This is a genomic window from Cellulomonas sp. ATA003 (assembly GCF_031582905.1).
In the GTDB taxonomy this organism is placed as follows: Bacteria; Actinomycetota; Actinomycetes; order Actinomycetales; family Cellulomonadaceae; genus Pengzhenrongella.
This window is the reverse complement of sequence record NZ_CP133990.1, coordinates 581,439-593,055: the sequence shown is the minus strand read 5'-3', so window position 1 is coordinate 593,055 and position 11,617 is coordinate 581,439. Positions and strand designations below refer to the sequence as shown.

Below are 11,617 nucleotides of genomic sequence, written 5' to 3'. Positions count from 1 at the left end.
TGCGGAGAAGGGTGACGAGGGCACACGCTGACGGATGTCGTCCATCCTTCGAACCTACGAGGCCGCTTCGGCGACGGTCCAGCGGGAGACCGACCCGCACGCACCCGGTGACACCACCGATGAGTTCGGCGCGGTCGAGCGTCTACCCGTCAGCCGAACGAGGAGGTCACCATGACCCAGCCGACCAGCACGACGACGCCGCAGCACCCGACGACCGGGTACGCCCCGGTGAACGGCATGCGGATGTACTACGAGGTCCACGGAGCCGGCGGCACGCCGTTGCTGCTGCTGCACGGGGGCCTGTTCGACATCGACCAGCAGTTCGGCGCGCTGCTGCCGCACCTGTCGCGGGACCGGCAGGTCGTCGCGGCGGACTTCCAGGGGCACGGACGCACCCACGACGTAGACCGGCCGCTCACCGCGCACGGGCTCGCGTCGGACGTCGTGGGCCTGCTCGGGCATCTCGGCCTCGCGCAGGTCGACGTGTTCGGCTTCAGCATCGGTGGAGCCGTCGCGCTCCGGCTGGCCGTCGACCGTCCCGAGCTCGTGCGGCGGCTCGTGGTCTCGTCCGTCTCGTTCCACCCCGACGGGGACCGCGGCGAGAACACCGACGCCGTCGCCGACCTGACCGTCGACATGATCGCCGGGACACCGATGGAGGAGGCGTACCGCGCCAAGTCACCGCATCCGGACCGGCTGCAGGACCTGCTGACCAAGATCGGCCACTTCGACGAGGGCTTCCCCGGGTGGTCGGACGACGACATCCGCGGGATCGCCGCACCCACGCTCATCACCGTCGGCGACTGCGACATGGTCCGGCTCGAGCACGCCGTCCGGTTCCTGCGGCTGCGCGGCGGGGACGTCAACGGCGACTTCGTGGGCGTCCCGGCCTCCCAGCTCGCCGTCTTCCCGGGCACGACCCATTTTTTCGGCCTGAGCCGCACGACGATGGTCCTCGACGCCGTCACGACGTTCCTCGACACCGATCCCGCAGCCCCGACGGTGCAGGGCTGACGGGGGCTGACGGGACTGACGGGCCGACAGGCTCCGGGCGCCTGCGCGGGGCCAGGTCGCTTTCAGGCCACGGCCCCTAGAAGGTTCACCACGGCGTCCACGACCTCGTCCACCGTGACCGCTGCCAGCGCGGGGTCGACCGCGTCGCCGTGCGGGTCCCCGGGCCGGTCCGGGTCGCCGTGCCAGAGCACGGCATGCCGGTCGAGGTCGATCGCCGGGCCCCACCACCGCGGCGGCGTCGGGCCGAACAGCAGGACCGACGGCGTCCGGACCGCGGTGGCCACGTGCGCGACGCCGGTGTCGCCGCAGACCACCAGCCGCGTCCCGGCGACGAGGGCCGCGAGACCGGGCAGGTCGAGCTCACCCGCGGTCGATCGGGCCCGGTCGGGCGGCAGCCCGACGACGACGGCGGCCGCGAGGTCACGCTCCGCGGGTCCGCCGGTCACCACCACCCGCGCACCGTCCGCGACGAGCCGCCTGGCGACCGCGGCGAACCGCTCGACCGGCCACCGGCGCGAGCCCGACGCGGCACCGGGGTGCAGCAGCACCTCCCCGGCGTCCGCGGGGTGCCGCGCGTCCGCCGCGTCCGCCGGGTCCGTGGCGGGCGGCACCGTGAGCCGCAGGTCCGCCGGTCCGCACGGTCCACCCGCCGCGGTGACCAGGCGGCACCAGCGCTCGACCTCGTGCTCGTCCGGACGCCACACCGGCCCGTCGTCGTGCCCGGCCTCGGGCGAGGCGAACGCGACGAGCCGGTCGGGACGGGTCGCGGCGAGCACGCGATGGCTCTGCGGACCCCGTCCGTGCAGGTTGACCGCGACGTGCCCGGTGCCGTCCCACCGCAGCGGTTCGAGGCCGGACGTCGGCAGGACGTCGTCGACCACGCCGAGGTCCCGCAGCCACCCACCGACGCCGGCGGGCGCGGCGAGGACGACGCGGCGGTCCGGCCACGCCCGGCGCACGCCCCGGAGCGCGGCGACGCCGGTGAGGGCGTCACCGAGCCCCAGGGCGCGCAGGACGAGGACGTGCCCCGCGCCGTCGGGAGGGCTGCCGGTCACGGCCAGGACGACTCGCCCGACGCCATGACGAGCATCTCGCGGATCTCCGACCCGACCGGCTGACGGAGCGCCAGCACGACCGTCGCCGCGGTGTTCGCGGGATCGTTGAGGTCGGCGTCCGGTCCCGGCTTGTACTGCTCCGTGCGACCGTCGAAGAACGCGGTCCGCATGCCGCCGGGGATGAGCAGCGTGACGCCGACCCGCCCCTTGAGCTCTGCCGCGAGCGCGTGCGAGAAGCCGCGCACGCCGTACTTCGACGCGCTGTACGCGGTCGCGTCGCTCATCCCGCGCAGCGACAGCGTCGACCCGACGGTCACGACGGTGCCGCGCACGCGCTCCAGGTGCGGCAGGGCGGCGCGGACGACCGCGACGGTCCCGAACAGGTTGACCCGCACGACGCGCTCCCACGTCTCCGTGTCGATCTCCAGCAGCGGGCCGCACGCGTCGGTGCCGCCCGCGGTGACCACGGCGTCCGGCGGGCCGACGAGCTCGACCAGCTGCTCGACGGCGGCGGCCGTCGCGGCGGAGTCCGCGAGGTCGCACTCGACGTACGGCACGCCGTCGCGCGGGGGCACCCGGTCGAGCACGGCCGGCGTCCCGCCCGCGGCCGCGACGGCGTCGACCACCGCCGCACCGAGGCCGCTCGAGCCGCCGGTGATGAACACCGTGCCGACCTCGCGGAGCGTGACGGACGGGGTGATGTCCTGCGTCATGGGAGTCCCTTCGTGGTGGATCAGGTCGTGGTGAGCAAGGTCGTGGTGGAGGGGTCGTGCTGGAGGGGGTCAGGCCGAGCGGGTGGAGCGCTCGATGATCGACGTCGTCGACCGGCCGCCGAGGTAGGGCAGCATCACGACGCGGCCGCCGTGCTCCCGCACGACGGCGGCCTCCGGCAGCTCCGTCCCGCCGTAGTCACCGCCCTTGGCCCAGACGTCGGGCTGCAGCCGGTCGAGGGCGGCGCGGGGGTCGTCCTCGTCGAAGACGACGACGGCGTCGACGCAGTCGAACGCCTCGAGCACGCGGGCGCGGTCGGCGGCGGTCACGACCGGGCGCGACGGGCCCTTGAGCCGCCGGACCGACGCGTCGGAGTTGATGAGCACGACGAGCGAGTCCCCGAGCCGGCGGGCGGCCTGCAGGGTCGCGACGTGCCCGGCGTGGACGATGTCGAAGCACCCGCCGGTCGCCACGACCGTGCGGCCGCCGGCGCGCAGCCGTGCGCCGAGCCGGCCGAGGTCCTCCGGCGCGACCGGGCGCAGCGGGTCCGGGACGGCGTCCGCACCGCCGGCGTCGGCCGGGCCGGTGGACCCGGTCGGGTCGGTCGGGTCGGTCGGGTCGGTCGGGTCGGTCGGGGCCGTCGCGTCGCCCCCGGCGGCACGCTCGGGGGCGCCGCTCCGGTCCGCGACGCCGTCCCGCCGTCGGAACCCCTCGGCCCCGCCGTCGGCGACCCACGCGGACGCGTCTGCCACGGCGCGCTCGACCGCGGCCACGAGGGTGCCGCCGCGCGCGACGACGACCGCGGCGGTCGCCGCGAACCGGTCCCCCGCGCCGCACGGGTCCCCGCCGGTCACCGTCGGGGCGGGGACGAACACCGCCTCGGCGCCGCGGGCGGCGAGGAACGCCCCGGTCGCGCCCGCGGTGACGCACACCGCGTGGACGTCCCACACCGCGCGGACCGTGCCGGCCAGCGCGTCCGTCGGGGTGTCGGCCGCGCTCGGGGCGTCCGCGACGGCGCGGCGCGCCTCGGCGAGGTTGGGCGTCACCAGGGTGGTCCCGGGCACGGGGCCGCCACCTCGCGGGTGCGGGTCCCAGAGGAGCGGGCGGTCGCGGGCGGCCTCGGTCAGCGCTGCGCGCACCGTCGCGTCGCGCGTGGTGCCGGCGCCGTAGTCGGACACGAGGACGACGTCGGCGCCGGCGAGCACCTCGCGCAGCCGCTCGGCGGACACGTCCGTGGGCGTCCCGGGGCCGCCGTCGTCGATGCGCACGAGGGACTGCCCGGCGCTGCGCACACGGATCTTGCGCCGCGTCGCCCCGGCGTGGCCGAGCGGGACGAGGTCGAGGTGCGCGGTGAGGTCGGCGGTCAGGGACCGCCCGGCGTCGTCGTCGGCGACCGGGGCGACCAGGGTCACCCGGGCGCCGGACGCCGCGACGAGCAGCGCGGTCAGGCCTGCACCGCCCGGGCTCTCGCGCCGTTCGGTGACGTCGAGCACCGGGACGGGCGCGTCCGGGCACAGCCGGTCGGTGCGCCCGTCCACGTCGCGGTCCAGGACGACGTCGCCGACGACGACGACGTGCGGGCGGCTCATGCGCCGACCTCGGCGTGGGCCGGCAGGTCGGCGACCCCCGCGGCGACGTCGGCGTCGGCACCGCCGTGGACGGCTGTGCTGGACGACGTGCCGGACGACGCCACCGCGGCGAGGTGCGCGTCGACCGCGGCGCACAGCGCGTGCACCGCGACGAGGTGCAGCGCCTGGACCGCCGCGGTCGACGGTGCGTCGATCGCGACCGCGTCGTCGCACAGCGCGAGCAGCGGGTTCGGCCCCGGGCCGGTCAGCCCCAGCACGGTGAGCCCTCCGGCGCGGCCGCGCTCGGCGGCGCGCAGCACATTGGGGCTGCGCCCGGACGTCGACAGGACGACGAGCACGTCACCGGGGCGCCCGTGCGCCTCGACCTGTCGCGCGAACATCTCCTCGATCCCGTAGTCGTTGACGATCGCGGTGAGGCTCGAGGTCTCCGCGCACAGCGCGATCGCGGACAGCGGGCGACGGTCGGCGAGGAACCGGCCGACGAGCTCCGCGGTCAGGTGCTGGGCCTCGGCCGCGCTGCCACCGTTGCCGACCGCGAGCAGCCGGGCGCCCGCGCACAGGGACACGGCGAGGTCACGTCCCCACCGCTCGATCCGCGGGCCGTCGGCGCGCAGCCCGGTCAGCGCCGCGCCCACCTCGTCGGCGTGGTCGTCGATCCAGCTCATCGCGCACTCACCTTCCCGGCGACCATGCCGCCGATGTCGGGGCCGACGCGGGCACCGGCCCCGACCGCCGCGTACGCGGCGACCGTCCGGTCGGCCACGCGGTCCCAGCCGTACCTGTCCAGCGCCCGGCGCCGGGCGGCCGCACCGAGCGAGGTCCGCAGCCCGGGGTCGGCCAGCAGCCGCCCCAGCGCGTCCGCGAGCGCGACCGGGTCGCGCGGCGGGACGAGCAGGCCCGTGACACCGTCCTCGACGCTGTCCAGCAGCCCGCCGACCGCGGTCCCCACGAGGGGACGACCGCACGCGGCGGCCTCGAGCGGCACGATCCCGAACGGCTCGTACCAGGGGGTCGCCACCACGACGTCCGCTCTGCGCACGAGCGCCGGCACGTCGGCGCGCGGCACGCTGCCGACGAAGCGCACCCGGTGCACGACGCCGAGGCGGGTCGCGAGCTCGTGCAGCCGGCGCGCCTCGGGGTCGGCGGCGACCTCGTCGGCGCCGGGCCCGCCCGCGATGACGAGCTCGGCGTCGGGCAGCGACGGGAGCGCCTCGACCACGGTGGCCACGCCCTTGCGCTCGACCAGCCGGCCGAGAGATAGCAGGCGGTACCGCTGCGGGGCGTCTGGGGCGGCCGGCGCGCTCCCGAACCCCCGGACTCCACCGCCGCGTCGGCGGGGTCGGCCTCGGGCCGGAAGTGCTCGAGGTCGACACCGCACGGCACGACCCGCACCCGCGACGCCGGCACACCGAGCGCGCGCAGCTCGGCGACCTCGTCCGAGCACGTCGCGACCACGAGGTCGACCGACCGCGCGAGGGTCGCCTCGGTCTCCACGCGACCGGCCGGGCTCGTGTCCCGGTCGCCCTGGTGGCGGCGCTTGACCGACCCGAGCGCGTGGAACGTCTGCACCACCGGGACCGGCTCGGGCAGCGCGCGGGCCGCCTCCACCGCGGCGAGGCCGGACATCCAGAAGTGGGCGTGGACGACGTCGGGCGATCCGTGGCGCTCCCAGTCGGTCACGAGCCACCGGCCGAAGTCGCCCATCCACGGCAGCAGGTCGTCCTTGGGGACCACACGCGCCGGACCCGCCGGCACGTGCACGACCTCCACGCCGGGGGCCATCGCGACCCGCTCCGGCAGGTCGGGGGCGTCCCGGCGCGTGTAGACGGCGACGTCGTGCCCGAGCGCGCCGAGCGCGGTCGCGAGCGCGGCGACGTGCACGTTCTGCCCGCCCGCGTCGACCCCGCCGAGCGCGGCCAGCGGGCTCGCGTGCTCCGAGACCATCGCGATCCTCATCGCGCCACCTCCTCGAGCAGCGCGTGCCAGTCGGCCACGAAGCGCCCGAGCCCGTAGCGACGCAGGACGTGCTCGCGCGCGGCGAGCCCGCGCTCGCGGGCCTCGTCGGGGTCGGCGACCCAGCGGCGCGCGGTGGCGATCAGCGCGTCGACGTCGTTGGTCAGCAGCCCGGCCTCCGCCGGCACCGCCCGGTGCGCCTCGGTCGTCTCCAGGCCGAGCACCGGCAGGCCGAGCGCCATCGCCTCGAGCATCGACAGCCCCAGGCTGGTCCACCGGTAGGGGTGGAGGTAGACGCGGTCGCGCGCGAGCAGGCTGTGCATGGCGTCCTGCGGGACGTCGTCGTGCAGCGCGAGGTCGGGGGCGGCGTGCCCGCGCCGGGCGACGTCGTCGGCGGCGTCGCGCAGCGCGGTCATGCCCATGCCGTAGACGTCGGCGGGCACGTGCCCGGCGACCTCGAGCAGCAGGTCGGTGCCGGTCACGCGCCAGCGGCGCACCGGCTCGTTGACCACGATGCCGAGCCGCGCGCGCTCGCCGGTGTACCGGTAGCCGGGGTCGACGATGCCGTGCTCGACGACGGTCGTCGGGGCCACGCCGCAGTCCCACATGACCGCGTTGAACCAGGTCACGTGGGCGATCGGGATGTCGGTCCGGTCGGCGAGCGGGTGCCGCGTGGCGGCGGCGTGCCCGGCCGGGGTGTTGTGCTCGACGTAGACCGCGGGCAGGTCGACGCCCGCGCGGCGCCCGGTCCAGCGCTCGAGCAGCTCGAGGTCCTCGGGTCGCTGGAGGACGACGACGTCGACCTCCTCGTCCCGCAGCGCCTCCGGCGTCACCTCGCGCGCGGCGGCCGGCCAGTCCCACGTGCGCGCCCGGCCCCGGCCCTGCGGTCCGCGATCCGGGACGACGGGGATCAGGTACTGATCGACGCCCTGCACGAACGACGTCATCCACGAGCCGTGCACGTGCCACACCAGGACCTTCATGCCCCCACCTCCACGGGACGGGCGGTCAGCGCCTCGACGGCGTGGACCACCTCGGACGGCGCCACGGACGACAGGCACGGGTGACCGGCCACCGGGCACTCGCGCGCGCGGGTCCCGCGGCACGGCGCGCCCTGGTCGCCGAGGAGCACGGTCGGCACGCCGTACGGCGCCCACCGCTCGGCCGGCACGACCGGGGAGAACAGCGAGACGACCGGGGTCCCGACCGCGGCGGCGAGGTGCGCGGGCCCGGTGTTGCCGACGACGACGCACGCGGCGCGTGCGAGGACCGCGGCGAGCTCGGCGAACGACGTGCGCCCGCCGAGGTCGCGCGCACCCGAGGCGGCGGCGACGGCGGCGGTGAGGTCGCGCTCGCCGGGTCCGCCGGTGACGAGCACGGGGCGGCCGGCGTCGACGAGCGCACGCGCGACCGCGCCGGCGTGCTCGGGCGTCAGGCCGCGAGCCGGGACGGACGCGCCGGGGTGCAGGACGACGGCGCCGTCGGGCAGCGCGAGGTGGTCGACGTCCGGCAGGGGGCGGCGCAGGGCGAGGCGGCCGTCGTCGCCGGCGCCCGGCGCACCACCGGCGGCGCGGGCGAGGTCCAGCGCGGCCTCGACCTCGTGCAGGCCGTCGGGGCGGCGGTGGCGGACGTCGAGCAGCGAGCCCGGGTAGTCCACGCTGGTCGCCGCGACGTGCCCGATGCCCGCGAGCCGGGCCAGCAGCGCCATCGGCAGTGGGCTCTGGTGGAACGAGGTGAACACGACGCAGCGGTCGTACCGCCGCTCGGCGAGCTCCGCGACGAGCGCGTGCACCGCCGCGGCGTCCACCGGCGGCGGGACGAACCCGCTCCACGGGGCGTCGAAGACGAGGACGTCGCCGACGCCGGGCAACTGCTCGGCCGCCGCGCGCCCCGCCGGGGACACCAGGAGGTCGACCCGGTCCGCGGACGCCGCGAGCGCGCGGACCGCGGGCCCGGTGAGCAGGACGTCGCCGTCGTTGTCGGCGCGGACCGCGAGGACCCGCCCGAGCGGCCGGTCGACCGGCACGGTCACCGTGCGGTCCCGCTCAGGCCCACCGCCGCGCCCGCGGGCACCGGCACACCGAGCAGGCGCAGCGCACCGGCGAGGTCGGGCGCGGTGGCCTCGGCGTCGACGACCTCCTCGGGCCGGGTCTGAGCGGTCGGGACCAGGACCGCGCGTGCACCCGCGGCGACGGCCGCGCCGACGTCGGCCCCGATGTCCCCGACGACGGCGCACTCGGACGGCGCGACGCCGAGCGCGGCAGCGGCGGCCAGCACCATGCCGGGCCCGGGCTTACGGCACGCGCAGCCGTCGTCGTCGGTGTGCGGGCACAGCTGGACGGTGTCGAGCGGGCCGAGCTCGGCGGACAGCCGGTTGTGGACCGCCTCGGCGTCCGCGCGGGTCAGCAGGCCGCGGCCGATGCCGGACTGGTTGGTCACCAGCCCCGTGCGCAGGCCCGCGGCGCGGACCGCGTCGAGCGCCTCGCGGGCGCCGTCCACGGTCCGCACGAGCGCGGGATCACCGTTGTAGGGGACGTCGTGCACGAGCGTGCCGTCGCGGTCGAACAGCACCGCGCGCAGCGGCGGCGGCCAGGCCGGCGCCCCGCCGCGGTGCGCGAGGGCGCCGCGCAGCCGGTGCCGGACGGCGACCACGGGGATGACCGCGCTCGTCCACGCCATCCGGCGCCACTCGGCGGCCCACCCGTCCTCGCCAGGTCGGGGCCCGGGGGCGATGCGACGGCGCGCGAAGTCCACGGTGAGCGCGGACCACAGCAGGGCGCCGCACGTGGCGACGCGGCGGCGCCCGGTCAGCGTCCCGACGACGGCGGCGGCCGCACCGGCGACCGTCGCGACGTGCCAGCGGAACCGGCCCCGGCCGGTCTCGGCCACGTCGCGCCAGGCGGCGCCGTGCAGGGCGCGCATGAGGGCGTCGTCGGCGGTGCCGGCCTGGACGCGCACGCTGACGCGGTCGTCGGCCGGGCGGACGGGGTGGGTGATGGTGCGGGTCCCCCGCACCAGCTCCCAGCCCGCGCGGCGGACGCGCAGTGCGAGGTCGGCGTCCTCGCGGTACGCCCGCGGGAAGCGCTCGTCGAAGCCGTGGACCGCCACGAGGGCGTCACGGCGGTACGCCATGTCGGCCGTCGCCCACAACGCGCCCTCGAGCCCCGCGGTGTTGCGCTCCCAGTCGGTGGGGCGCCGGTGGGCCGGCAGCGGGACCTCGATCCGGCCCTGCACGCCGCCGACCGTGGGCGCCGCGGCCCGCAGGTCCGCGACCAGGCCCTTCGCCCAGCCGTCGGGGACGACGACGTCGTCGTCGAGGAAGGCGACCCACGGCGCCCGGACCGAGCGCCAGCCGGCGTTGCGCGCGGCGGCCGGGCCGCGCCCGCCGGTGCGGACGACCCGCACCGGCCACGGCGCGTCGGGGACGATCTCGGCGGGGTCCAGCGCCTCGGTCGCGGTGAGCGGACGGTCGTCCGCGACCACGACCTCGACCGGGCCGGGCACGTCGGCGTCCGTGACCTGGGCGGCGAGGCTGCGCAGCGTCACGCCGAGCGAGGGCCGCCCGATGGACGGCAGCACGACGGCGTAGACGGGTTCAGGCGTCACCGGCTGTCCCCCGCGACGCCGCCGAACATCTGCGCCCGGCGGACCAGGTGCGGCCCGAGCACGAGCGCGTCGACCGGCGCGGACCCGAACAGCTCGAGCGCGTCCCGCGGGTCGTCGACCATGGGCCGCCCGGCGGTGTTGAGGCTCGTGTTGATGACCACCGGCAGCCCGGTGCGGGCGCGGAACGCCTCGAGGGTCGCCCCCAGCCGCACCTGGCGGGCCGGGTCGACGGTCTGGATCCGGGCGGTGCCGTCGACGTGCACGGCCGCCGGGATGCGGTCGCGCCACGCGGGGTCGACCCGGTGCACGAAGAGCATGTAGGGGCTGGGCATCGGGCCGTCGTGGAAGATCTCCGCCGCGTCCTCGAGCAGGACCATGGGCGCCACCGGCCGGAACTGCTCGCGGCCCTTGACGTCGTTGAGGCGCTCGAGGTTCTTCGCGTGGCCGGGGTGGGCGAGCAGCGACCGGTGGCCGAGCGCCCGCGGGCCGAACTCGCTGCGCCCGTCGAACCACGCGATGACGCCGTTGCGGGACAGGATCTCGGCCACCTCGTCGCCCAGGTCGTCCGGCGTGGTGAACGGCACGGCGGCCGAGCGCAGCCACGCGGCGAGCTCGTCGTCGGACCACTCGCGGCCCAGGTCGGCACCGGGCATGGGGTCGGGCACCTGTCCGCCGTCGGCGGTGACCTGGAGCGCCGCACCCAGCGCGGTCCCGGCGTCCCCGGCCGCGGGCTGCACCCAGACCTCCTCGAACGGGGACTCGCGGTAGATCCGTGAGTTCGCGACGCAGTTCAGCGCCGTCCCACCGGCCATCGTCAGCACGCGGTCCCCGGTCTGGGCGTGGATCCAGGTGGCGAGGTCCACGAGGACCTCCTCGAGGCGCTGCTGCACCGAGCAGGCGAGGTCGGCGTGCGGGCCGCGCCACGACTCCTCGCTGAGCGTCGCGTCGGCCGACCGCGGGGGCGCCCACCGCGACCAGTCGGGTGCCTCGGCCTGGAAGCCGCCGTCGTCGGTGGCCCGGATGACCTCGCGCAGCTCTTCGAGGAACCGCGGCTTGCCGTAGGACGCCAGAGCCATGACCTTGTACTCGTCGCTGGACCGCAGGAAGCCCAGGTGCTCGGTGAGCGACTCGTAGACCAGGCCGAGGGAGTGCGGGAGCTCCTGCTGGGCGAGGATCTCGAGCTTGCCCTCCTGGTACCGACCGGACAGGTGCGAGGCCCGCTCACCACGGCCGTCGAGCACGAGGACGCTGCTGCTGCGGTGCGGCGAGGCGAGCGCTGCCGAGGCGGCGTGCGCGACGTGGTGCGGCACGTACTGGACGGCGGCCGGGTCGAGGCCGGGCAGGGCGGTGGCGATGAACCCTGGCGCGCGCTGGGCGTAGGTGATCCGCAGGTGGTCCCACGGGTCGTGCAGGCCGAGCTCGTCGGCGGGCTTCGTCAGCGCGGGGTCGAACGAGTACGCGACGGCGTCGATGTCGCCGGGTTCGAGCCCGGCCTCGGCGAGGCACCAGCGCATCGCGAGCTCGGGCAGCTCCCACGCCGCGAACGGCACCGGTCGCTTGCCCTTCTTCCGCCGGCTGAAGCGCTCCTCCTCCGCGGCCGCCACCACCTCGCCGTCGACCACGAGCGCTGCGGACGGGTCGTGGTAGATCGCGTTGACGCCGAGCACCCGCATGGTGGCAGGACCTTCC

At 76.9% G+C, this 11,617-nt stretch carries 10 protein-coding genes and 1 pseudogene; 1 reads left to right on the top strand and 10 read right to left on the bottom strand.

Annotated elements, in window-relative coordinates:
• The first annotated feature begins 171 nt into the window (after nucleotides 1-171).
• Nucleotides 172-1,014, top strand: coding sequence for an alpha/beta hydrolase (locus REH70_RS03000; protein WP_310752113.1), 843 nt, complete (start codon nucleotides 172-174; stop codon nucleotides 1,012-1,014).
• Nucleotides 1,015-1,076: 62 nt separating this feature from the next.
• On the opposite strand, the gene REH70_RS02995 is transcribed toward REH70_RS03000, so the two are convergent.
• From REH70_RS02995 to REH70_RS02950, 10 genes and pseudogenes are all read right to left on the bottom strand, one after another.
• Nucleotides 1,077-2,069, bottom strand: a complete 993-nt coding sequence (locus tag REH70_RS02995) for a glycosyltransferase family 9 protein (protein ID WP_310752111.1) — start codon at nucleotides 2,067-2,069, stop codon at nucleotides 1,077-1,079.
• On the bottom strand, nucleotides 2,066-2,782 hold the full coding sequence (locus tag REH70_RS02990) for an SDR family oxidoreductase (RefSeq protein WP_310752108.1): 717 nt from the start codon (nucleotides 2,780-2,782) through the stop codon (nucleotides 2,066-2,068). The genes REH70_RS02995 and REH70_RS02990 overlap by 4 nt, the downstream gene beginning before the upstream one ends.
• A 69-nt stretch (nucleotides 2,783-2,851) precedes the next feature.
• On the bottom strand, nucleotides 2,852-4,369 hold the full coding sequence (locus REH70_RS02985) for a PfkB family carbohydrate kinase (RefSeq protein WP_310752105.1): 1,518 nt from the start codon (nucleotides 4,367-4,369) through the stop codon (nucleotides 2,852-2,854).
• On the bottom strand, nucleotides 4,366-5,034 hold the full coding sequence (locus tag REH70_RS02980; protein ID WP_310752102.1) for an SIS domain-containing protein: 669 nt from the start codon (nucleotides 5,032-5,034) through the stop codon (nucleotides 4,366-4,368). The genes REH70_RS02985 and REH70_RS02980 overlap by 4 nt, the downstream gene beginning before the upstream one ends.
• Complete coding sequence (locus tag REH70_RS02975) at nucleotides 5,031-5,747, bottom strand: glycosyltransferase (RefSeq protein WP_396134664.1); 717 nt, start codon at nucleotides 5,745-5,747, stop codon at nucleotides 5,031-5,033. The genes REH70_RS02980 and REH70_RS02975 overlap by 4 nt, the downstream gene beginning before the upstream one ends.
• A gap of 41 nt (nucleotides 5,748-5,788) precedes the next feature.
• A pseudogene (locus tag REH70_RS02970) lies at nucleotides 5,789-6,313 on the bottom strand (glycosyltransferase); the annotation flags it as partial.
• Nucleotides 6,314-6,321: 8 nt separating this feature from the next.
• Nucleotides 6,322-7,305: a glycosyltransferase family 4 protein gene (locus REH70_RS02965; protein WP_310752096.1), complete on the bottom strand. Its 984-nt coding sequence runs from the start codon at nucleotides 7,303-7,305 to the stop codon at nucleotides 6,322-6,324.
• A complete protein-coding gene (locus REH70_RS02960; protein ID WP_310752094.1) occupies nucleotides 7,302-8,354 on the bottom strand; it encodes a glycosyltransferase family 9 protein in 1,053 nt (350 codons plus the stop codon). The genes REH70_RS02965 and REH70_RS02960 overlap by 4 nt, the downstream gene beginning before the upstream one ends.
• Nucleotides 8,351-9,928 carry an HAD-IIIA family hydrolase gene (locus tag REH70_RS02955; protein ID WP_310752092.1) on the bottom strand — a complete coding sequence of 526 codons (1,578 nt, stop codon included), beginning with the start codon at nucleotides 9,926-9,928 and terminating at the stop codon, nucleotides 8,351-8,353. Before REH70_RS02955 ends, REH70_RS02960 begins: the two co-directional genes overlap by 4 nt.
• Entirely contained in the window at nucleotides 9,925-11,601 is a 1,677-nt protein-coding gene (locus REH70_RS02950; RefSeq protein ID WP_310752089.1) for a carbamoyltransferase C-terminal domain-containing protein, read from the bottom strand. The genes REH70_RS02955 and REH70_RS02950 overlap by 4 nt, the downstream gene beginning before the upstream one ends.
• Between the last annotated feature and the right edge of the window lie 16 nt (nucleotides 11,602-11,617).

Coding starts and splice junctions, on each gene's coding strand:
- REH70_RS02990 (WP_310752108.1), bottom strand. CDS start 2,782: ATGACGCAGGACATCACCCCGTCCGTCACGCTCCGCGAGGTCGGCACG.
- REH70_RS03000 (WP_310752113.1), top strand. CDS start 172: ATGACCCAGCCGACCAGCACGACGACGCCGCAGCACCCGACGACCGGG.
- REH70_RS02950 (WP_310752089.1), bottom strand. CDS start 11,601: ATGCGGGTGCTCGGCGTCAACGCGATCTACCACGACCCGTCCGCAGCG.
- REH70_RS02985 (WP_310752105.1), bottom strand. CDS start 4,369: ATGAGCCGCCCGCACGTCGTCGTCGTCGGCGACGTCGTCCTGGACCGC.
- REH70_RS02980 (WP_310752102.1), bottom strand. CDS start 5,034: ATGAGCTGGATCGACGACCACGCCGACGAGGTGGGCGCGGCGCTGACC.
- REH70_RS02965 (WP_310752096.1), bottom strand. CDS start 7,305: ATGAAGGTCCTGGTGTGGCACGTGCACGGCTCGTGGATGACGTCGTTC.